The sequence below is a fragment of the Mesorhizobium sp. PAMC28654 genome, from assembly GCF_020616515.1.
Classification (GTDB): Bacteria; Pseudomonadota; Alphaproteobacteria; order Rhizobiales; family Rhizobiaceae; genus Mesorhizobium.
Window position 1 is genome coordinate 3577326 of sequence record NZ_CP085135.1, and the last position, 20811, is coordinate 3598136.

20 protein-coding genes are annotated in these 20811 nt (G+C 61.5%); 12 read left to right on the forward strand and 8 right to left on the reverse strand.

The window, feature by feature from the left end; all coding sequences use genetic code 11:
- Positions 1–11: 11 nt before the first annotated feature.
- The 5 genes from LGH82_RS17425 to LGH82_RS17445 all read right to left on the reverse strand — a co-directional run bounded on the left by LGH82_RS17425 (position 12) and on the right by LGH82_RS17445 (position 5771).
- Entirely contained in the window at positions 12–3179 is a 3168-nt protein-coding gene (locus LGH82_RS17425) for an efflux RND transporter permease subunit (RefSeq protein ID WP_227343926.1), read from the reverse strand.
- A gap of 4 nt (positions 3180–3183) precedes the next feature.
- Positions 3184–4455 (reverse strand): efflux RND transporter periplasmic adaptor subunit, encoded by a 1272-nt coding sequence (locus LGH82_RS17430; RefSeq protein ID WP_227343927.1) that lies wholly within the window; start codon positions 4453–4455, stop codon positions 3184–3186.
- Positions 4421–4648 (reverse strand): hypothetical protein, encoded by a 228-nt coding sequence (locus LGH82_RS17435; protein WP_227343928.1) that lies wholly within the window; start codon positions 4646–4648, stop codon positions 4421–4423. The genes LGH82_RS17430 and LGH82_RS17435 overlap by 35 nt, the downstream gene beginning before the upstream one ends.
- A gap of 100 nt (positions 4649–4748) precedes the next feature.
- Positions 4749–4976, reverse strand: coding sequence for a hypothetical protein (locus LGH82_RS17440; RefSeq protein WP_227343929.1), 228 nt, complete (start codon positions 4974–4976; stop codon positions 4749–4751).
- 126 nt (positions 4977–5102) lie between these two features.
- Positions 5103–5771 carry a hypothetical protein gene (locus LGH82_RS17445; protein ID WP_227349619.1) on the reverse strand — a complete coding sequence of 223 codons (669 nt, stop codon included), beginning with the start codon at positions 5769–5771 and terminating at the stop codon, positions 5103–5105.
- Positions 5772–5985: 214 nt separating this feature from the next.
- Here LGH82_RS17445 and LGH82_RS17450 point away from each other — a divergent pair, with 214 nt between their 5' ends.
- Complete coding sequence (locus LGH82_RS17450; RefSeq protein WP_227343930.1) at positions 5986–6714, forward strand: response regulator; 729 nt, start codon at positions 5986–5988, stop codon at positions 6712–6714.
- Positions 6711–7958 carry an ATP-binding protein gene (locus LGH82_RS17455; RefSeq protein ID WP_227343931.1) on the forward strand — a complete coding sequence of 416 codons (1248 nt, stop codon included), beginning with the start codon at positions 6711–6713 and terminating at the stop codon, positions 7956–7958. The genes LGH82_RS17450 and LGH82_RS17455 overlap by 4 nt, the downstream gene beginning before the upstream one ends.
- Before the next feature lie 59 nt (positions 7959–8017).
- On the opposite strand, the gene LGH82_RS17460 is transcribed toward LGH82_RS17455, so the two are convergent.
- On the reverse strand, positions 8018–8728 hold the full coding sequence (locus LGH82_RS17460) for a TetR/AcrR family transcriptional regulator (RefSeq protein WP_227343932.1): 711 nt from the start codon (positions 8726–8728) through the stop codon (positions 8018–8020).
- Positions 8729–8941: 213 nt separating this feature from the next.
- Here LGH82_RS17460 and LGH82_RS17465 point away from each other — a divergent pair, with 213 nt between their 5' ends.
- The 3 genes from LGH82_RS17465 to LGH82_RS17475 all read left to right on the forward strand — a co-directional run bounded on the left by LGH82_RS17465 (position 8942) and on the right by LGH82_RS17475 (position 13314).
- Positions 8942–11092 (forward strand): TonB-dependent siderophore receptor, encoded by a 2151-nt coding sequence (locus tag LGH82_RS17465; protein ID WP_227343933.1) that lies wholly within the window; start codon positions 8942–8944, stop codon positions 11090–11092.
- 104 nt (positions 11093–11196) lie between these two features.
- A complete protein-coding gene (locus LGH82_RS17470; RefSeq protein ID WP_227343934.1) occupies positions 11197–12225 on the forward strand; it encodes an ABC transporter substrate-binding protein in 1029 nt (342 codons plus the stop codon).
- 3 nt (positions 12226–12228) lie between these two features.
- Positions 12229–13314 carry a siderophore-interacting protein gene (locus LGH82_RS17475; RefSeq protein WP_227343935.1) on the forward strand — a complete coding sequence of 362 codons (1086 nt, stop codon included), beginning with the start codon at positions 12229–12231 and terminating at the stop codon, positions 13312–13314.
- Positions 13315–13336: 22 nt separating this feature from the next.
- Here LGH82_RS17475 and LGH82_RS17480 read toward each other — a convergent pair whose 3' ends face one another.
- Together LGH82_RS17480 and LGH82_RS17485 are read right to left on the reverse strand one after the other, a co-directional pair.
- The gene (locus LGH82_RS17480) at positions 13337–14158 is read right to left on the reverse strand and encodes an IS5 family transposase (protein ID WP_227343936.1); all 822 of its coding nucleotides are present in this window, start codon (positions 14156–14158) and stop codon (positions 13337–13339) included.
- A gap of 477 nt (positions 14159–14635) precedes the next feature.
- Complete coding sequence (locus tag LGH82_RS17485) at positions 14636–15583, reverse strand: hypothetical protein (RefSeq protein ID WP_227343937.1); 948 nt, start codon at positions 15581–15583, stop codon at positions 14636–14638.
- A gap of 598 nt (positions 15584–16181) precedes the next feature.
- Here LGH82_RS17485 and LGH82_RS17490 point away from each other — a divergent pair.
- From LGH82_RS17490 to LGH82_RS17520, 7 genes are all read left to right on the forward strand, one after another.
- Positions 16182–16433: a hypothetical protein gene (locus LGH82_RS17490; RefSeq protein ID WP_227343938.1), complete on the forward strand. Its 252-nt coding sequence runs from the start codon at positions 16182–16184 to the stop codon at positions 16431–16433.
- A gap of 11 nt (positions 16434–16444) precedes the next feature.
- Positions 16445–16636, forward strand: a complete 192-nt coding sequence (locus tag LGH82_RS17495) for a hypothetical protein (protein ID WP_227343939.1) — start codon at positions 16445–16447, stop codon at positions 16634–16636.
- 34 nt (positions 16637–16670) lie between these two features.
- Positions 16671–16934, forward strand: a complete 264-nt coding sequence (locus LGH82_RS17500) for a hypothetical protein (protein WP_227343940.1) — start codon at positions 16671–16673, stop codon at positions 16932–16934.
- 395 nt (positions 16935–17329) lie between these two features.
- The gene (locus tag LGH82_RS17505) at positions 17330–18640 is read left to right on the forward strand and encodes a tyrosine-type recombinase/integrase (RefSeq protein WP_227343941.1); all 1311 of its coding nucleotides are present in this window, start codon (positions 17330–17332) and stop codon (positions 18638–18640) included.
- Between the two features lie 240 nt (positions 18641–18880).
- Positions 18881–19231: a hypothetical protein gene (locus LGH82_RS17510; protein ID WP_227343942.1), complete on the forward strand. Its 351-nt coding sequence runs from the start codon at positions 18881–18883 to the stop codon at positions 19229–19231.
- A 456-nt stretch (positions 19232–19687) separates the two neighbouring features.
- Positions 19688–20272, forward strand: coding sequence for a PAS domain-containing protein (locus tag LGH82_RS17515; RefSeq protein ID WP_227343943.1), 585 nt, complete (start codon positions 19688–19690; stop codon positions 20270–20272).
- Positions 20273–20477: 205 nt separating this feature from the next.
- Positions 20478–20810 carry a hypothetical protein gene (locus LGH82_RS17520; protein ID WP_227343944.1) on the forward strand — a complete coding sequence of 111 codons (333 nt, stop codon included), beginning with the start codon at positions 20478–20480 and terminating at the stop codon, positions 20808–20810.
- Position 20811: the final 1 nt, after the last annotated feature.

Genomic DNA, 20811 nt, shown 5'->3' on the forward strand with positions numbered 1-20811 from the left:
GTGAAAAACCCTTATTGCTGGTTGGCTGGTGCCGGCGTCTCGCCCGTATCCTGCCCGGTATCCGGCCCGATCTCCGGCTTGGCTGCCCTGCCCTTGAAGATGCGGCGCACCGTGACGAACAACAGCGGCACCAGGAACACGCCGATCACGGTCGCCGCGATCATGCCGCCCATGACGCCGATGCCGACGGAGTTCTGCGCCCCCGAGCCAGCACCACTGGCGATCGCCAGTGGCGTGACGCCGAGGATGAAGGCCAGCGACGTCATCAGGATCGGTCGCAGACGTTGTCGCGCCGCCTCCAGCGTCGCCTCGACAAGCCCCATGCCGGCCGCCTGCCGCTCGATGGCGAACTCGACGATGAGGATGGCGTTCTTGGCGGCGAGACCGATCGTGGTCAGAAGCCCGACCTTGAAGTAGACGTCGTTGGTCTGGCCGAACAGAGTGGCCGCCAGCAGCGCGCCGAAGATGCCGATCGGCACCGACAGCATGACCGCGAACGGGATCGACCAGCTCTCATAGAGTGCGGCCAGGCACAGGAACACGACCAGCGCCGAGATCGCATAGAGCGATGTCGCCTGGTTGCCGGACAGCCGCTCCTGATGCGACAAGCCTGTCCATTCGTGCGAATATCCGGCGGGCAGTTGTGCGACCAGCCTGTCGATCTCGTCCATGGCGGCACCTGAGCTCACGCCCGCTGCCGCGGCGCCCTGGATTTCGACCGCTGCCGAACCATTGTAGCGTTCGAGCCGTGGCGAGCCGAATGTCCAGTGGCTGGAGGCGAAGGCCGAGAACGGCACCATGGCGCCGCTGGCATTGCGGACCTGCCATTTGTCCAGGTCTTCCGGCTGCATGCGGAAGTCGGCGTCGGACTGCATATAGACCGGCTTCACCCGCCCGCGATCGATGAAATCGTTGACATAGTTGCTGCCCCAGGCGGTTGAAAGCGTGTTGTTGATGTCGGCGAGGCTGACGCCCAGCGCGCTGGCTTTCTCCTGGTCGATGTCGACCGAGAATTGCGGCTGGTCCTCCTGCCCGTTGGGGCGCGTGCTGGTGAGCAGCTTGCTCTGCCCGGCCAAGGCCAGAAGCTGGTTGCGCGTCTGGATCAGTGCGTCATGGCCGGCGCCATTGACGTCCTGCAGGTAGAAATCGAAACCGTTGGTGTTGCCGAACCCCTGGATGGCGGGAGGAGCAAGCGCGAAGACCTGCGCATCCCTGATCTTGGAGAAGGCGCCCATCGCACGGCCGGCGATTGCCCGTGCGGCAAACGCCGGCGATTTGCGCAGGCTGAAATCCTTCAGCCGCACGAAACCGATGCCGACATTCTGCCCGGCGCCGCCAAAGCCGAAGCCGGAGGCGGTGAAGACGCCGTCGACCGCGTCCTTTTCGTCGTTCAGATAGTGGTCGGTCACCTCGGCCAGCACGCGCTCGGTGCGGTCCTGCGTTGCGCCGACCGGCAGTTGCACGCTGGTGATCAGGATGCCCTGGTCTTCTTCCGGCAGGAACGAGCTCGGCAGCCGGGCAAACATCCAGCCCATGGCGACGACGATGGCCAGGAAGACAACGAGGAAGCGCCAGGACCGGTTGATGATACCGTGCGAGCCGTCGCGATAGGCCGTGGTGCCGCGATCGAAGACGCGGTTGAACCAGCCGAACGGACCGGTTTGCGTCGCATGATCCTTGGGTCGCCGCAGGATGGTGGCGCACAGCGCCGGCGTCAGCACCAGCGCCACCAGCACGGACAGCACCATGGCCGAGACTATGGTGACCGAGAACTGCCGGTAGATGATGCCGGTCGAGCCGCCGAAGAAGGCCATCGGCACGAACACGGCCGACAGCACGGTGGCAATGCCGATCAGCGCGCCGGTGATTTCGTTCATCGATTTTCGCGTCGCCTCTTTCGGCGACAGGTCTTCCTCCTGCATCACGCGTTCGACATTCTCGACGACGACGATGGCGTCGTCGACCAGAAGGCCGATGGCCAGCACCATGGCGAACATGGTCAGTGTGTTGACCGAATAGCCGAACAGCGACAGCACGCCGAACGTGCCGAGCAGCACCACCGGCACGGCGATGGTCGGGATGATGGTGGCGCGCAAATTCTGAAGGAAGATGAACATCACCAGGAACACCAGCACGATCGCCTCGGCCAGCGTCTTGACCACCTCCTCGATCGACAGCCGAACGAAAGGCGAGGTGTCGTAGGGATAGACGACCTCGACGCCTTGCGGGAAGGTCGAGCTCAGGCGGTTGATCGTCGAGCGCACCGCCTCGGCGGTGCTGATGGCGTTGGCGCCGGTCGCCAGATTGATGGCGACGCCCGCCGCCGGCTTGCCATTGTAGTGGGCCTGCGTCGTATAGCTTTCGGCGCCGAGCTCGACGGTGGCGACGTCGTTGAGGCGAACCAGCGAGCCGTCCGTCTGGCTCTTCAAGATGATGTTGCGGAACTGTTCGGCGGTCTGCAGCCGGCTCTTGGCCGTCACCGTGGCGTTGAGCTGCTGGCCCTTGCGTGCCGGAAGGCCGCCGAGCTGACCGGCCGAAACCTGCGTGTTCTGCGCCTGGATCGCGGTGGCCACATCGTTCGGCATCAGCGCATATTTGGCGAGCTTGTCGGGGTCGAGCCAGATGCGCATGGCATAGCCCGAACCGAAAAGCTGCGTCGAGCCGACACCGGCGACGCGCTTCAGCGTGTCGTTGACGGTAGCGTTGATATAGTCGGCGAGATCGGTCGAGTTCATCTTGCCGTCGCTCGAGACAAAGCCGATGACCATCAGGAAGCCGGTCGAGGATTTGGCGACGGTGATGCCGTTGCTCTGCACCACCTGCGGCAGTTGCGACTGCACGAGCTGCAGCTTGTTCTGCGTCTGCACCTGGGCGGTGTCGGGATCGGCGGCACTGGTGAAAGTCAGGACGATCGACGCCGCGCCGGTCGAGGTCGACGTCGCCGTCATGTAGTCGAGATTGTCGATGCCGGTCATGCCTTGCTCGATGACCTTGGTCACCGAATTCTCGACCGTCTGGGCATCAGCACCCGGATAGGTCGCGCTGATGTTCACCGTGGTGGGCGCGATCTGCGGGTATTGCGAGATCGGCAGCGTGGTGAGCGCCAATAGGCCGCCCAGCATGATCACGATGGCGATCACCCAGGCGAAGATCGGCCGGTTGATGAAGAATGCGGACATCAGCTCAGTTCCCGGTCGACTGGCCGTTGCTGGCCATCTTGGAAGGGGTAGACACGGCCGAAGTCCCCTGTGCGCGGTCCTTGACCTCGCCGGTCGCCTCGTCGATCGTCACTTCGACGCCCGTCGCATCGCCACCGGGGCGCACCAGTTGCATGCCCTCGACGATGACGCGGTCGCCATCGCCGACGCCAGCGTCCACCAGCCAGTTGTTGCCGACGGTGTTGCGTACGGTCAGTACACGCGTTTCGACCTTGCCCTGTGCATTGATGACCATTGCCGTCGCCTCGCCCTTGGTGTTGCGGCTGACCCCGCGCTGCGGCACCAGGAAACTGTTCTGGGCTACGCCCTCCTCGACCAGGGCCCGCACATACATGCCGGGCAGAAGCAGGCGATCCGGATTGGGGAACTCCGCCCTCAATGCAAAGGTGCCGGTCGTCTGGTCGACGCTGGCGCCCACGGATTCCATCTTGCCGGTCAGCGGATAGATAGTGCCGTTCTCGAGCTTCAGCTTGACGCTGACATTGGGACCGCTGAACTTCAGCCGCCCTTCCGTGATGGCCTGGCGCAGATTGAGCAGATTGGTGCTCGATTGCGTGACATCGACATTGATCGGATCGAGCGCGCGGATGGTGGTGAGCAACGTATCCTGGTTGGCGGTGACGAGGGCTCCGGGCGTCAGTAAGGATTTGTCGATACGGCCGGCGATCGGCGCGGTAATCTTGGTATAGTCGAGATTGATGCGCGCGGTCTCGACACTGGCCTTGGCGGCCGCCACATCCGCGTTGGCCTGCGCCAGCGTGGCCGCGGCATCGTCATAATCCTGTTTCGAGACGACGTTCTGCTTCAGCAACCCGGCATAGCGGTCGAACTTGGCCTGCGCGGTAGGCACCGCCGCTTCGGCTTTCTGCTGGGACGCTACCGCGCTGTCGTAGGCTGCCTGGTAGGTCGCTGGATTGATGAGATAAAGCGGCTGACCGGCCACCACCTCGCTGCCCTCCTTGAACAGGCGCGCCTGGATGATGCCGTTCACCTGTGGGCGCACATCAGCGGTAAGCGAGGCCGTTGTACGTCCCGGCAATTCGGCGGTGATGGCCACCGATTGCGGATGCAAGGTGACGACGCCGACCTCGGGCTTGCCGACACCGCCCATGCCGGCAGGAGCCTTGCTTTGCTCCTGCGAACAGGCAGCCAGAAAAAGGGCGGCGGCGAGCATTGCGGCCCAGGGTGCGCGCCTGAATGGCTTAGCCGACAAAGGAAACTGGCTGGGGATGGGCATATCCTGGATCTTTCCCTGGAGTTGCGGTCGCGTGGCTGTCGGCACCGGACCGCTCCTGCAGGAGTGGAGCCCGGATGCGGGCCAACAAAGGCGAGGTCGAACGGATGAGCCCGCCGGTCAAGGCGGTCGATGTCATGACGACAGGCCGCGCCCGTCTGCGGGCGGCGCCGAGCAATGCTTCGAAGCGGCTCATGTCACGCTCCTTCTTCGCGGCCGGGGGTACTCGAGGATCGAGCTGCCGGCCGCGATGCCCATCGACATCAATATCCCGATCCGCGGCGACATGCCAAGCCTTACGCGGTCTTGCGCTCATGATGTCCATGGGATCGCTCGGAAAAGGGGAGCGACAGGCGCCATGCGGCGAAGTTCAATCGGATAGCACCTTTCAGCGTGTCGACCGGCGGAGCCGGGGGTGTGATGCGCGCGGCCAGCGGCAAGCCGCGTCCGGCCAGCGGCAAGCCGCGGCGGGCATGACTGACCGACAACCTTGGACTGACCGATGCGATCAGCCGCAGCATCATCATGGCTTCCCACATTGACCTGCTCCATTCCATGACTTGAACGATCGGATAGCGGGATACGGCATCCCGAGGAGAGCCGGCCGGCCCGAGCATGGTTGGGATCCAAGGGCCGGCCGGCGCAGCCGGTCAGGGCTGCTCGCCTTCCCGGGGTGGGGGAGGCGGGAGCTGGCTGCCATTGTCGGACAAACCTTCGGGACCGGCCGCGTCATCCGGCGGGTTGCCCAACAGACCGGGGGGTGGTCCATGTGGCCGATCCGCCGAAGCAAGGATTTCGAGCTGTTCAGGTGTCAGTTTGGTGCGCAGAACAACGATCGCATCCTTCAGCTTGCCGGCCGAAACCGCGCGGGCGGTGACGTCGTCGGCGAGCCTTTCCTGGAAGGCAAATGGGTCACGCTTGCCTTCCGGGCCGGCGGCATCGGGGCCCTTCGCTTCCGGCCCGTCAGGACCATGATCGGGGCGCGGCGGTGAAAGCACGGCCTGCAGCGCGCTGGTGTAGTCGCGCCAGGCGTCGAGCTGCTCGGCGCGGATGCCGACGCGGGTCTCCAGCATTGCCAGCCGGGCGGCCAGCATGAATTCCGGCGGCGGTCCCATGCGATGCGGGCCGAAGCCCTCCGGCCCGTGGCGCATCGGCCCACGCAGGCCGGGCCAGGGCATCGGGCCGTGATCGCGCCCATTCTGCATTGCCATGACCGGAGGCGTCTCGCCGGGCGCAGCGGCGGGACCGGGCTGCGCCGCCAGCGCCGGATGGATAGCCGCTACAGAAAACAGGCCAAGCGCAAGAAATCTGCTTCGCATCATGTTGTTCCTTTCTCTCATGCTTCGGTCGGCCAAGAGGATAGGAGGCGACTTTTTCCGCTTCGCGTCGGCGTGTTGCCGAAGGTTTCCGCAAAAGGGCAATTTGTTTCCGAATGTTTCCCGTGCCCAGCCGGACACATTGCGTTGCAAATTTCCATGCCGCGGGGCGCCGCTCTCCCTATAATCAAGGCAGGCAAGGCGGAATGGCAGGGCAATGCAGTCACAACCCCATATCCTCGTCGTTGACGACGACCGCGAGATCCGGACGCTTCTGGGGCGCTATCTCGATGGCCAGGGCTTTCGCGTTTCAGCGGCGGCGGACCGGCGCGAGTGCGAGCAGAAGCTCGGCTCGGGCCAGTTCGACCTGATCGTGCTCGACGTCATGCTGCCGGATGGCTCGGGGCTCGATATCTGCCGGAGCCTGCGTGACCGCAAACCCCACATCCCCGTCATCCTGCTGACGGCGCTGAAGGAGGATGTCGATCGCATCATCGGCCTGGAGCTCGGCGCCGACGACTATCTCGGCAAGCCCTTCAATCCGCGCGAGCTCATCGCCCGCATCCGCGCCGTGCTCAGGCGCTCGGCGCCCGAGGAGGCGCCCGCGCCACCGCGCGCCCGCATCTACCGTTTCGCCAGCTACATGCTGGAACCCGACACCCGCAAGGTGACGGATGTACAAGGTGCGCTCATCGATCTCACCGGCGCCGAGTTCGACCTGCTGCAGGTGTTCCTCGACCGTCCCGGTCGGCTGTTGTCGCGCGATCAGTTGCTTGACCTGACGCAAGGCCGTGAGCGCGACCCGCTCGAACGCTCGGTCGATGTGCTGATGAGCCGGCTACGCCGCAAATTCACCGATACAGGCGACGGGCCGCTGTTCAAGACGGTTCGCAATGGCGGCTACCAGTTGACCGCGCGCGTCGACACGGTGGAGAACCACCCGTGAACTCGCTGCGTCGACGCCTTATCCTGTTGCTGGTCGCCTCGATCGTCGGCGTGGTCGGACTGGCGACGGCTGCTGTGCTCAGTGTCCGGGGCGGAGGCCCACCACCTGAATTGACCATGCCCTGGGTTGCCCAGCAGATGGAGCTCGTGGTGCGGCTGTTGCCCGGTCCGATTTCGAGCATTCTCCAGGTGCAACTGAGCGATCACCCGGCAGGCGGCAAGGTGGACCGTCCAGAAACGGCGATGCTCAACGACATACTGAGCCGTCGGGGACTCGACGTTCTGGCTGTGGTCAGTGACAAGGGGGATGACCCTGGGCAGCTTGCATCGGTGCAGCTACCCGACAATCGCTGGGCGATCATAGAGGTCCCTCACGTCAAGCCGCCAAGGCGCGAGTGGCTGGTTCTCGCCGGCTGGATCTCGCTGATCGTGGCCGGCGCCACGGCTGTGTCGGTCTATTTCACCGCTGTGCTGATCCGGCCGCTTGAAATGCTGGAGGCCGCCGTCTCCAAGATCGGATCGGATGGCGTGCTGGCAGCGGTGCCGGAAGTCGGCTCGGCCGAGGTCAAGGCGACGGCGCATGCGCTGAACCAGCTGTCGTCAAGGCTGAGGACCGCCATGGAGAGCCGCATGCGCCTGGTTGCCGCCGCCGGTCACGACCTGCGCACGCCGATGACGCGCATGCGCCTGCGCGCCGAATTCATCGAGGAGGATCGCGACAAATGGCTTCACGATCTCGATGAGCTCGACCGCATCGCCGACAGCGCCATCCGGCTGGTGCGCGAGGAGGTGGACCAGGACGCGGTCGAGCCGGTGGACCTGGAAAAAACCGTGCGCGACATCGGAGCCGAGATGGTGTCGCTCGGCCATGCCGTGTCGATCGGACATCTGGACAAGGTTTCGGTGCGGGCCGGCGCACTCGGCCTGCGCCGCGCCTTACGCAATCTGATCGTCAACGCCGCCACGCATGGCAAGGGCTGTGAGGTGTCGCTGTCCGCCACGGACGGACAGGCCGTGCTCACCATTGCCGATAGCGGGCCGGGCATCCCCGGGGAACTGCTGAGCAAGGCGTTCGAGCCGTTTTTCCGCGTCGATCCCGCCCGCCGGCAATCCGTCCCGGGCGCGGGCCTTGGCCTCGCCATCGCCAAGGAAATCATCGAACGGTATGGCGGATCGATAACGCTGGAAAATCGCCCTGGCGGCGGCCTCTCGCAGAAAGTCATTTTCGCCGCTGTTTCAACTTGAAGGGGTGCCGTGCGGCCCCGTCAACGGACAACCGCCAGATCGAAAGCAATCGTTTCCGTTCATCCGCCGGCACCATCGAGAAACAGCTTCCATGCCTGATTGAAATACCGCTCTTCCTCAGCGGGATCCGAGAAGCGGCTTTCTCCCAACATGGTCGAAATAAGCGGCTTGATGGATGTCGCATAAAGAAGCTGCTCGGCGACGAACAGCGGGTCTCCATCGGCAACGACATTTCCCGACTGGGCCTCCACAACCAGCCTGGAGAAGCGGCTCATGATGGGGCTCTCGGCCGCAGGCTTTGGTTCAACCCCGCCAAAGGCTACAGCCTCACCCAAGGCAGCTCGGTTGAGGGCGATCATTTGTGGTCTCAGATTGATCGACAGCAGAGCACGCGCAAATCGCTTGAGTCGCTCCGCTGGGCTCGCGTTCATCTCCATCAGCGAATCGAGCTCGGAGGTGACCTGCGACTGCAATCCCTCCATGAGCGCCGTGAAAAGCGCGGCTTTCGATGGATAGCGACGATAGATAGTGTCCTTGCCTGCTCCGCAGGCTGAGGCCACCTGCTCCATCGTGGTCGCCGCAAAGCCCTGGGACGCGAACAATCCAGCCGCGATATCGAGGATTCGGCGATTGAGTTCCTCCAGCGCTTCCCTGGACGGACGGCCCCCTTTTGATTTGCCGGGGGTGGGCGATTGCCCGGTTCGGGCAGCGGGTATGCGAGCCGGTCCGGCCTTGCCAGATTGTTTCACTTCGGATTGGTCGGGCGCCATGTTCCTGCCTGTACGGGGTTGGTGGGCTGCCGGGCGTTCATTCGGATTGGCGCCATTCTACCTTTGGCAGAAAACCAAACGCAATCGTTCCGTTGCCGTTTTGCAACAGCATTAAACTTGAGCGTTATAATCATAAAATCTAACTGGACGATGTCGTCCCGTTTTTGCTACCTCGCTGCCGACATACGTGGATTGAAAAGGCGGGGCGGGAAAATGACTGTTGGTGCATGCAGGGCGGTGCTTCTTGGAACGACCTCCCTGTTCGCCGTGCTGGGACCGGCCGCCGCGCAGGAGCCGACCACCCAGCTGGAAAAGATCGTTGTGGAAGGCGAAGCGGGGACATCGGCGTCCACGGCCGATCGGGTGCTCCAGAAAAGTACCGTATCCGCCACGAAGACCGCGACACCGGTGGTGGAAACACCACAGTCGGTGACGACCGTTACGCGCAAGCAGATCGACGAGCAGAACCCCCAGACGGTCAGCGAAGCACTCCGTTACACAGCAGGCGTGCTTTCGGATCGCGATTCCAATTCCCGCTACGACTCGATATTCCTTCGCGGTTTTGGCACTTTCGGCACCGCGACCAGTTATGTGAACTATCTCGACGGGCTGAAACTGCCCCGTGGCCAGGCATTCGCCCAATCGGCGATCGATCCTTATCTGCTCGACCGCATCGATGTCCTTAAGGGGCCATCGGCGCTCCTGTATGGGCAGGTGAGCCCAGGCGGCCTGGTCAACCAGGTCAGTCGCATGCCGTCGGCACAGCCGCTCAACGAGGTTCGTGTGGAGCGCGGCACTGATGGCCGCTTGCAGAGCGCGCTTACCTCGCGCGGGCCACTGACCGAGGATGGGAGCCTGCAATATGGCATCAGCGCCGTGGGCCGGCTCTCCGGCACCCGCTATGAGGATGTCGACGAAAAGCGTTTTGGCATCGCGCCCGCGATAAGCTGGCAGCCCGACGCCGACACGACATTGACCATCTCGGGCTATTATCAGAACGACCCGGAAGGTGGGTACTTCAACTCCCTGTATCCAAGCTTTCTCGCTCCAGAGGCCTACAAGCCCTATCTGAACCGCGACCTGAACATCGGCGATCCGTCCTTCGATGCCTTCGAGCGCAAGCAGTACGGCATCGGCTATCGGTTCGAGCACAGGTTCAATGAAGCCGTAACCGTGCGGTCCAGCTTGCGCTATTCGCATGTCGACGCGGATTTCCAGTCCCTGCAGATGGCAGGACCGCTCGATTCGAATGGGCTGATCCCACGCCAGGCGCTGCGCTCGATCGAGGATGTCGGCGGAACCTCCCTCGACAATCAGGCGGAAATCCACTTCGACACCGGGACAATCCAGCACACGGTGCTTGCTGGTATCGACTACCAGAATGTCGGGAGCGACTGGGAATATCGCTACGGAGCAGCGCCGCCGCTCGATGTGGTCAACCCGGTGTACGGCCAGCCGATCGGGCCGCTCACGACGATCATCAACAGCGGCCAGAAGCTCCGGCAGACCGGCGCCTATGTCCAGGACCAGATGAGCTTCGGCGGCTTCAGGGCCCTGATGGGCGTTCGCCACGACTGGACGCGGCAGGATACCGACAACCGCCTCGCCGGTACGTCAACCGATCAGTCGAGTGAAGCCACCAGCTACCGGGCGGGCCTGCTGTACCTGTTCGACAACGGGCTTGCTCCCTATGCGAGCTACTCGACGTCCTTCGAACCGACGGTCGGCGTCGATTCCGCCGGCGCTCCGTTCGTGCCGAGCACAGCGCGTCAATACGAGGTTGGCCTGAAGTACCAGCCGCCTGGCATGGATGCGCTGTTCACAGTGTCGGCCTTCGATATCCGGCAGCAGGACGCGCTCGTCCCCGATACGTTCGGGTTCAATGTCCAGGCGGGGGAAATTCGCTCGCGCGGCTTCGAATTCGAGAGCAGGGGCAGCCTGACGGACAATCTCGAACTCGTCGCCGCCCTTACCCTGCTCGACACGAGAGTGACCGAGACCGCCGTCCCCGCGAACATAGCCAAGCGCCCGCAGGCAGTGCCCCAATACTTCGGCTCGCTCTGGGCGAATTACACGTTCCACAGTGGCGCCGCCGAGGGTTTGACGGTTGGCGGCGGCGTTCGCCTGGTCGGCTCCAGCTATGCCGACAATGCAAACACCGTGAAGGCCGACGGCTACACACTGGTCGACGTTGCCATGCGATACGATTTTGGCGCGAAGAATCCGACCCTGAAAGGGCTGGAGGGCACGTTGAACGTCACCAACCTGCTGAACAAGACATACTATTCGAGCTGCAGTTCGAACATCTATTGCCAATACGGCAATGGCCGGCAGGTGCTGGCTGGCCTCCGCTACAAATGGTGAGCGGCATGGCTCTCGACAGGCGCACCTTTTGCGGCGCCTTCGTGCTTGGCGGGCTTGCTGCTGCCCTGCCCGCACGTTCCGCGGAACCGCTGACGGTCATCGACATGGCCGGCCGCGCGGTTCGACTTCCCGCCCCGCCAAAACGCATCGTCCTGCTGGAAGCCCGCGATATCGTCAGCATGTCGTTGCTGCATCCCGACCCAGCCTCGCTTGTCGTGGGCTGGGCGGCGGTCGACCGCATCGACAGCGGGCTGCTGCAAGAGCGCTTTGAGCACAACAGACGGATCGGGATCGTCGGCAAACAAACCCCCGATACGGTTTCGCCCGAGGGACTAATCGGCTTGATGCCTGACCTGGTGGTGGCCAATTTCTACATGGCGCCCGAGGGCGGCAATGATCTTTTGGTCGAGCGCCTGGAAGCCGCTGGAATACCGGTCATTTTCAGCGATCTGTCGAGCAACGCTTCCAGCGGTCTACCGCCCGCCAAGGGCGCCGTCGGCGATTTTCGCGACCATATGCGCATGTGGGGCGAGGTGTTGGACGCCAAGGACAAGGCTGCTGAATTCATCGCATTTTTCAACACGCATCTACAGCGCGTCACGTCATGCGTGGCAGGCGCCGCACCGGTAACAACCTATTTGGAGGTCCAGTCCACTGTTGACGATTGCTGCTGGGCGGCCGGAAACAAGGTCTGGGGAGAATTGCTGGAGTTGGCCGGCGGAAGAACGCTTCCGGGGGTGACAGCGCCGTGGTTCCAGAAGCTTCAGCTCGAATATCTCCTGTCGACGCCGCATGATGTCTACATCGCCTCCGGCGGCGGGTGGTCGGCGGGCGGGCGTCCGTCCATCGGCCCGGGGTTTACCCCCGCGAAAGGCCGAGAGGGGTTGGAGCGCCTGATCGAGCGGACCGGCTTCAACCAGCTGTCCAGTGTCCGCAACGGACGCGTCCACGGCATATGGACCGGGCTTATCACCGTGCCGCCCCTCAATATCCTCTTCATCGAACTTGCGGCGAAATGGTTGCATCCGGAGCGGTGCCAAGGCATCGACCCGGCATCGACGCTTGCCGAGATCAACAAGCGCTTCCTCAGCGCGCCGATCCAGGGCCCGCTCTGGGCTTCGTTGCAGGAGTAGACCATGCCACCCGTTTCCCCTCAGAAGCGGCGGTATCGAGCGACGACGATTGTCGCGTTGCCGGGAGTCCATGTGCTTCTCGAGCCTATCCTTGCTTCGATCGCGACACATGACATGGCCGTTGTCCGGTCGGGAGACCATTTCGAGATTCAGTCGCCTTTCGGCGTCGCGTATCTCGAAATGCAATCCGGCCGGCTATATCTGTCCGTGGAGACCGACAATCAAAACGCTCTCAATCGACTGAAACACGCGCTCATAGGGCCTATCTCCTTCATCGCGGCCAGTGAGAAGCTGGAGTTCGATTGGACGGGAGATGAGGCTGGTCTCACCCCGCTGGAGGACTTGCGTGTCCTGCGTGTCCGGAACACGACACAGCTTACGCCTCGGATGCGGCGGATCGTGTTCGAGGGTGACGATTTATTCCGCTTTGATCGGGACGACCAACTCCATTGTCGACTGATCTTTCAGCCGAAGGGCGTCACGTCCCCGGAATGGCCTGCCCTGGATGATCGTGGCCGCATGGTTTGGCCGGAGCAACGCAAACTTGCCACCCGAGTCTACACCATTCGCGCGATTGATCCCCGAAAGGACGAAATCACCATAGACTTTGCCCTCCACCACGACGCGGGACCCGCGACACGGTGGGCTATCAATGCAGCTCCGGGTGACGTCGTCGGTATCGTCGGGCCTGCCGCCGACGGCCCCAAACCCGCGCAATTCCATGTGCTTGCGGGAGACGAGACCGGGTTGCCGGGTATTGCCCGTATCCTTGAGACGTTCGACCGTGGCGTTCGCGGCTTTGCGTTTGTCGAAATCCATGGGCCGGACGATAAACAGCCGCTCGTGCACCCACCGGGTATCGAAGTCCGATGGCTTGATCGCGAGGGCGCCGCGCCGGGAACGACGACACTCCTTGTTGACGCGGTCCGTTCCGTAGCCTGGCCGCCCGACCTTCAGGATTCGTTTTTCTGGGGCGGCTGCGAGCACAAGGCATTTCGTCAAATCCACCGGATCCTTCGAAACGAAGTTCGACTGCCTCGCGAACGCCAGGTTCTGTATTCGCACTGGCATCGCTCCCTCAGAGTCTGACTCATAATATTTCTGATGGATATCATGGATTTGCGATGCGCCGTGTCATGAGTTGAACGGATGCGAGGAGCAGCCAAGCCGTGGAGCTTTCGATGGTCTGCTCGAAGTCCTTGGACAGGCGTCGGTTGCGGCCGAACCAGGCGAAGGTTCGTTCCACCACCCACCGGCGCGGGAGCAGGACGAAGCCTTTTGCGGCGTCGGATCGCTTGATGATTTCGAGGGTCCAGCCACCTTTTCCCCTGAGCGCGGTCTGGAGTTTTTCACCGGCGTAGCCGCCATCGGCGAAGACGTGGCGCAGCCAGGGAAAGCTTTCCCGAATAGAAGCCAGAACCTCGGGGGCGCCGTCTCGGTCCTGGATGTCAGCGGTATGGACGATCGCGCCGACCAGCAGGCCCAAGGTGTCGGTCAGGATATGGCGCTTTCGGCCTTTGATCTTCTTGCCCGCATCGTAGCCACAAAGCCCGCCGCTTTCAGTGGTTTTCACGCTTTGGCTGTCGATTACGCCGGCGCTGGGCGACGCCTCCCGACCTGCGGCGACACGCACGGCCATCAGCAGCAGGTGGTTGATCGTGTTCCAAAGGCCGCTGTCGCGCCAAGCGTAGAAATAGCGCTGCACCGTCGATACCGGCGGCAAGTCCCTGGGCAGCATTCGCCAAGGCAGACCGCTACGCAGCACATAAAACACGCCCTCCATGATAGACCGCTGCGACCATTTCGGCGGGCGGCCAAGCGCCGAGCGAGGCGGAAGCAGCGGTTCCAGAACCATCCATTCCGCGTCCGTCAAATCGCTTGAATAACGTAGTCCCTTTCGGGCATGCTTGGCGCGGGTGATATCAGTCCACATGTGATGCTCCGTCGAGGCTTCGCAACTCCGATTGAATCACAAGTCATTGATATCACCCAACTTCTTTTTGGGTCAGACACTCAGCGAGGAACAGATCATTGCCATCGGTGCTCAGGCGTACTTGCCGGATTGAGACTTGCCGGATTGAGAACCTCAGAGTTCAGGTTTCCTGCGCCGCGGGGGCTTGCCCTTTGTCGGGACAATTCGGTGTCGGCACAATCAACCGTGCTCGAAACGAGCTCCTGGCGATCGCGGCGCGGAAATCGGCGGCCCAGGCATTCGCAACTTGGCTGATATAGAAGCAGGTGACGCGCCCGAGGAGATTCGAACTCCTGCTCCAGATCCGTGGTCGTTTGACCAAGAAGGTCATACATCGATCCTTCGATTTCCTTCGAAACTCCCCGTTTTGCGGGGGAACCGACGTGATAGCCGAACTGCCATCGGGCCGTTGTGACGCGGCTCCATGAAGGGTGTCCGTCAAACCCTGGATATGCGGTCCTGTATCCCGCCCAGGTAAGTTGTCCAGATATGATCCGAGAGAAGTCGACGATACTCGGCCTCCTTTTTCAATCTGTTGTATGAAGCGCCGCCTATATGCAGCAGGGCGCCATCGAATATCTGGAAAATGGCGGCCTCTCCGCCAACGTCGATCGGCAAAAACTCCTGCCGAGCCATTTCGAATTCGTCAGCGGAAGGCATCGAATACAAGAGCGGCCAATTTCCACCACCTGTATCCATTCCGAGGTCCAAACGGGTTCGGAAGTCCAGGTTCAGATGTTCGACCCTGACAAAGCGAAAGAAGCAGAGACCCGCCCAATAAAACCAGGAGCGCTCGTCCTGTTGGCTTTTGTAGAGGTACGTGGATCGAGCGGGCAGAGGTAGGCCATAGCCTGCCTTGCCGACGATCCGCTCTGCAATATTTATAGGCCCGATTGGGAAGCAATCATGGTCGATGAAACCGAAAACATCTGGTTTGAGGTGTTTGACGATGTTGTGGAAAACCCAGTTCTGCGAGACACCATGCGACCGAGATGGATTTCGTTCGAAGTTCCTAGGCAGCCGAAAGTATGGGATATCACGCTCTCTGCAGATTTCTTCAATTGCTGTGCTCGCCGCGGGCTTTGAAGAATTATCAACAACAACAAGCGTCATTCCAGTTGGAAATGTCAGCCAAGCCTTTGTTATTACATCTATGACCCAAGGCGTATTGAAAGCGATGGTGAAGCAATAGCTCTGGCCGTTATGCGGCTTTAGAGTTTCCGCGAAGGCACGGCCTCTGGCCACTCCACTCAATCTGAACTGATGGTAAAAAACTGAATCGCGAAAATTTATAAGTTTCTGAATACTTTTTATCCGACGAAAATTTTCTACAATTTTCCTGAACAATGCTCGCCCCACGCCTTTGCAAAAACGCTGATAAGTCACATTATCCGCAAGAGCAAGGGAAACCGCCGCATCTGAATTTGACGCCGTCTTTTATTGCGTTTGTCACCTTCGGCGAAGTTTCTTACCAGCCAGACCGCGCTTATATAGTTCGACATAGCCGCGAGCTGCCTTCCCTATGGAAAAGTGAACGGCAGCATACTCTTCGCAGCGCCGAGGAGAGATCGAGCCGATCTCGGCAATCGCCGCAGCATAGTCCGCGTCATTTTCGCAAAGGACCGGAGTTCCGGCGAGGGAAGGCAGGGCCGTCGCCCAGTACCAGAATCAGTGCCGCTAGATCGGCATTTTGCGGGGCAATGCCGCGGCACGCGGCGGGCACGACCTTATGCGCGAAACGCGCAGGAGATAGCCAAGCGCGCGGCTACCGCGGAAGACAAGGTACTTGACGGCGCGTAGGCTGTAGCCCGGCCTGGATATTTCGGATCATTGGGCCGAGGCCGTTCGCCTATTTCCGGCGCCGTTTTGGCAGGAAGGCGCATGACGTTCAATCTCATGCGTCTGGGCCTTCCGACTGGCGTCGCGGGAACAGAAACGACCCCACGCCAGGGGAACGAACCGCTCCGCCATGAGTTAGCAATTCATGATGCACACCTTGGAACCCCACGGCCACGGGATGGAGGCCGACATTTTTACCTTGGAATTCGCCAAGGCCAGACAGCGCGCTAGCCGTGCCAAACTCGCTCTCGAACGTGCGGAAGAGATGTTGGACGAGGATTGTGGCGTTGGCATCAATATCGCGCTGTGCAGTAGGATTCGGTCCGCCCGACGGCGCGTGATCGAGGCCAGGGAACAGCTGACGAAGATCGATCCGCCAAGTGCTACCTATTTTTAGAATGGCCCGTGATGATCGCGACCTTGCACCCCGAAACTGCCAAAAGCGGCCCCGTCTATCGCGCCGCCAGGCTCGCTTTGCTGCGGCAGCAAATGCTGCGGCACTTCAAGCGCACGGACGCCTCGGCGGAGAAGGTCGAGCAAGCGCTGGCCAGGTTGGCTGAAGCAAACCCGCTCGTGGATCGGCTGGCGCAGCATCCGTAAGGCATCGCGCTCCACGGTCGCGGCCGGCGCGCCCGTGATCGTGCGCCTCGCATTGGTCATTCGTCGCGGCCTTCCGGCCAACGCCGCCACCATTCGCGCTCCGACCGCGCGTCTCATTGTCGGCGGCAAGGCCACCGTGATAACTGCCAGCCGGGCTCACCTGCCTAACGCCTACTTTATCCTTCGTGGCATGGGCGGTGATCTCTTCCCTGGTGTTCCGCCTGCTGACGCGCCGCACCTTGTTCCACAGGAAGCGTTGGCGCATCCCTTTACGATCGCAATGACGATGGCATTCTGATCGAGGAGAAATTCGCCAAGTAGCGAGCGGCTCTCAGCCAGCCACGTTTCCGACGGCACCCAAAATCTCGGTCAACTTCGAAGCGAAACTGGGTTGCGAGGCGCTGGGCCATGGCACTGGGCGGATTTTGTGCCCCCGGCGACAGGGCCTTTGCCTACAATCCGCCTAGACCCCTTTGAAACAATGGCGCGCCCGGAAGGATTCGAACCTCCGACCCCCAGATTCGTAGTCTGGTGACGCTTCTGTGCGAGCTTGTGCGAGGCCATTCCCTATTTCTCCGAAACCCTTGCAAAACAACCATTCCCTGATTTGCCTTGTGTGCGGCAATGTGCGAGAAAACGCGTCAATGCGCAACGTTTTTGTGCCCCCGACGTGCCCCTGAGAATGTGCCCCCGATGCCAAAGCTGACAAACGACACAGTCAAGAACGCCATGCCCGAGCCAGGAAAACGGCTTGAGATACGAGATGACGTTGAAACCGGGCTGATCTTCCGCGTGACCGACAAGGGCGTTCGATCTTGGTCTGTCAGGTATCGGAACGCGGCCGGCGAGCAGCGGCGTAAGAACCTGGGCGCATTCCCCGCTGTTGGCCTCGCCAAGGCGCGGGAGGAGGCGCGGAAGGCAAAAGGGGCTGTGGCGAGCGGTAACGATGTCGTGGCCATTGAGAAGGCCACCAGGGCCGAGGAGCGCCGTAAGCACCTGCACAAGCTCTCCGGTCTTGCCGACGCCTATTTCATCGCTGCGGCCGAAGGAACGCATAAAGGCGGCCCTAAGGCTCAGCCGAAGCGGGAAACCACCATCGCCGAGGAGCGCCGGATATTCGACAAGCTGGTCAAGCCCAAGTTCGGTGACAGCGCCGTGGCGAACATCACGCGTATCGAGATCCGCGACTTTGTCAGCAAGCAGGCAAAGGCCGCGAAGTCGAATGGCCGACATTGCCGCAACATCATCCGCCAGTTGATGAGCTTCGCGGTGCGGGAAGGCGTGATCGACCACAACCCGGCGCATGACATCGCGGTGGCGATGCCGTCTGTGAGCACGACGGTCATGAACGATGTTGATTTGAAAGCCTTCTGGCAGGCTTGCCAGCGCCCTCAGGAGGTCGAAGACCTTGCCCTGTCGCTGCTGATGGGGATTGCGCTCAGAATGGCAGCGGTGACCCTGCAGCGGGGTGGCAAAGTGGTCGGCATGCGATGGGATGAAATTGACCGCGCGGCCAAGACCTGGCTCATTCCAGCCGATCGCATGAAGGGGAAGAAAGCTCACATGGTGCCGCTCAGCACTGCGGCTATCGCCCTGTTGGATGAGGCCAAGGCGGCAGTCGACGGCGACGGCAGTGACTTCGTATTTCCGTCGCCTCGATCGGAAGATGATCAGCCATTGGACCGGCGAGCGTTTTCCAGGGCCATGAAGCGCCTCGTCGAGGCTGTGAAGATCGGAGCGGCCACGCCTCACGATTTACGCCGCACAGGCGCCACCCTGCTCACCAGCGAGCGAATTGGGTTCTCCCGGTTTATCGTCTCCCAAGTCATCGCCCATGCCGGCGACACAGGCGGCGCGGCGGTGGTGACCGGGAAACACTACGATCACAACGACTATCTGCCTGAGAAACGCCGGGCGCTTGACGCGTGGGCGCTCCTACTCGATGAAATCGTCACAGGGGCAAAGCGCCCCGAGAACGTGGCCCAGATGGCGCGGCAAGCTTGAGCCTCGCGCGCGTGCGCGTACTGCTCCGATTTTTTACCCCAGCTTCTCAGCGACGAGCCCTCTCTTCCAGACTGTTTTGCAAAACGATGGTAATCGGCAAAGATTGTCAAAAAAATAGACAATCGCCGGCGCCCCGTCAGCCGACCCTTCCACGCCGGCGCTCTGCTGCGGAGGTTGCACGGTTGCATATCAAGCCCGGGTCGAGCTTAATCTGCCCTGGTAGGGGAGTGGGAGGGCCGGGTGAAGCTGAACATGTGGTATCGGCTCGGTATCGTCATATCGGTGCTGTGGATTCTTGGCGACGGCCTGTGGGTGCGCACGTCTGACATTGGCAAAGCCTCCTCAGTTGCCGAATTCACGGCCAAGGTGTGCATTGAGGCCGAAGACGCGAGATACGAAGCCACGAAGAAAGAGCCCGACCTTTTGAAATGTGAGGCGGAAGCCGATAAAGATTTCCGCCTCTATCTCGAAGGGAGTTGGGGCAACGTCGCGATAGGAGCATTTGGCCCGCTTCTCCTAGGATGGCTGGCCGTCTTTATCGTCCTTTGGGTAACCCGCTGGATGCTCGCCGGCCGCAAGGTTTCAGGCTGAGTCTCATCCTTCTGCTGCCCTGTCGGAAAAGCCACAGCTCAACGACGTCGACAACCTCGCGATTTTCAGCCGGCGTCCGATCCGTTTGAATAACCTCGCTCAAAAGGGGAGAGTTGGGATGTCTCGTCATTACCTATTTCCGGAGCGTGGAGATCCGCTACGGCTATCGCACCGACTGGTTGAAGGGTTGACGTTCGGAACGGACGCACTCCCGCAATACGCTGGGACAAAGCAGCGCGTGCTGTGGGCAATGCTCGAACTCGATGAAGGCAAGCCAGTTCGCATCATCAGAACGGAAGCGTCCATCTGGCCGTTCGACAAGGACGGCGGAATTGTCGAGGGGCTGCACCAGGCCCTGGCGTTGGCCATGAACTCTTTGCCGACACCGAAGCCCGACGGCACCGTCATTGAGCTTCGCCCACGTGCCAAGCAGGCAAAGTTGCAAAAGGAGTATCGGTGGGAGCCGGGGACTGCGGAGATCGAAAGGGTCATCGCCGACATCTGGCCCAAGAAGAGGGCGGATCGGTTGAAGTCGGCCGCGGGGATTTCGAGGCGCAAACCTCCCCTGACGTTCGAAGCCAGGCAAGCGATCGACCGTTCGAAGCCAGGCAAGCGATCGACGAAATCTCGGGGATGTTCTGGAAGATTTCGAGTGCGATCGAGGATCTCAAGGGGGAGCCCAGCCAAAAGTCATTGGGGTTCGAAGCCAGGGAACGGGCCCGCGCAGATTCCGAGTATGCATTTCTTTATCGTGCGATCGCCGACATTTCGGACTGGCACCTGGAGGTCCAGCGCAGGCGCCGAACCGGCAAAGGCGTTTGGTACGCGGTGGTGGATATCACAATGTGGGATGACGACCGCGTCGGGCGAAGCGTTGGTCGATTTCACCAGGAGTGCACCGGTAAGCAAGCTGCTGTTGCCGCGGCAAGAAAACTCTTGGCCCAGCACGCAGACCAGTTTGCGGAAAACATAACCGTCGAGGCTGAGGTGATCACCGATATCGAGTGGCAGGAACGAGTGAAACAGTTCGAAGCGGACTGAAACCGGGAAGGGAGCACAGGCCGAACTGTTCTGCTCCGCGTCTGTTTCCCGTCTGTTTTCAGATATGCCGGGTTGCGCCCCGCAGCAAGAAGCTCACTGTTACGCCGCTGTTCTCAGTGAAGATGGATCGGCCAATTAAATTGGCCTAGAGCCCTTATCATGACTGAAGCATTATCCTCGGCGAGCTTCATCCGTGGCTCAGCAAATGGCAGCGGAAATCCGTTTGCATGCGTCTGGAGGCGCCGAGCAGGGACAACACCTGCTGAACCGCTTGGCCGGCTTGCTTCAATCGCAGTCCGATACGCCAGCAGATGCGCTGGCCCTCGCGGCCACGGCCAATCTGCTACTGCCAGCGGCTGTTGCGTCCATCTCCGAAGATGATCGTCTGGCGGCTGACTGCGCCATCGTCTTGCTCGGTCGCACAAAAGAGCGCGGTTGGCACACCAATGAGCAGGAGCACCAGCAGCACGACGTCTATGACATTTTCCACGACGGCCTCCCGCCTAAGAGTCTGGACAGCCGCAGACATACCGATTGAT

Bases quoted from the DNA above. Each gene is read 5' to 3' on its own strand.
- LGH82_RS17425 (WP_227343926.1), bottom strand. From the start codon at position 3,179: ATGTCCGCATTCTTCATCAACCGGCCGATCTTCGCCTGGGTGATCGCC.
- LGH82_RS17430 (WP_227343927.1), bottom strand. From the start codon at position 4,455: ATGCCCATCCCCAGCCAGTTTCCTTTGTCGGCTAAGCCATTCAGGCGC.
- LGH82_RS17435 (WP_227343928.1), bottom strand. From the start codon at position 4,648: ATGAGCCGCTTCGAAGCATTGCTCGGCGCCGCCCGCAGACGGGCGCGG.
- LGH82_RS17440 (WP_227343929.1), bottom strand. From the start codon at position 4,976: ATGATGCTGCGGCTGATCGCATCGGTCAGTCCAAGGTTGTCGGTCAGT.
- LGH82_RS17445 (WP_227349619.1), bottom strand. From the start codon at position 5,771: ATGCGAAGCAGATTTCTTGCGCTTGGCCTGTTTTCTGTAGCGGCTATC.
- LGH82_RS17450 (WP_227343930.1), top strand. From the start codon at position 5,986: ATGCAGTCACAACCCCATATCCTCGTCGTTGACGACGACCGCGAGATC.
- LGH82_RS17460 (WP_227343932.1), bottom strand. From the start codon at position 8,728: ATGGCGCCCGACCAATCCGAAGTGAAACAATCTGGCAAGGCCGGACCG.
- LGH82_RS17465 (WP_227343933.1), top strand. From the start codon at position 8,942: ATGACTGTTGGTGCATGCAGGGCGGTGCTTCTTGGAACGACCTCCCTG.
- LGH82_RS17470 (WP_227343934.1), top strand. From the start codon at position 11,197: ATGGCCGGCCGCGCGGTTCGACTTCCCGCCCCGCCAAAACGCATCGTC.
- LGH82_RS17475 (WP_227343935.1), top strand. From the start codon at position 12,229: ATGCCACCCGTTTCCCCTCAGAAGCGGCGGTATCGAGCGACGACGATT.
- LGH82_RS17480 (WP_227343936.1), bottom strand. From the start codon at position 14,158: ATGTGGACTGATATCACCCGCGCCAAGCATGCCCGAAAGGGACTACGT.
- LGH82_RS17490 (WP_227343938.1), top strand. From the start codon at position 16,182: ATGATGCACACCTTGGAACCCCACGGCCACGGGATGGAGGCCGACATT.
- LGH82_RS17495 (WP_227343939.1), top strand. From the start codon at position 16,445: ATGATCGCGACCTTGCACCCCGAAACTGCCAAAAGCGGCCCCGTCTAT.
- LGH82_RS17505 (WP_227343941.1), top strand. From the start codon at position 17,330: ATGCCAAAGCTGACAAACGACACAGTCAAGAACGCCATGCCCGAGCCA.
- LGH82_RS17520 (WP_227343944.1), top strand. From the start codon at position 20,478: ATGGCAGCGGAAATCCGTTTGCATGCGTCTGGAGGCGCCGAGCAGGGA.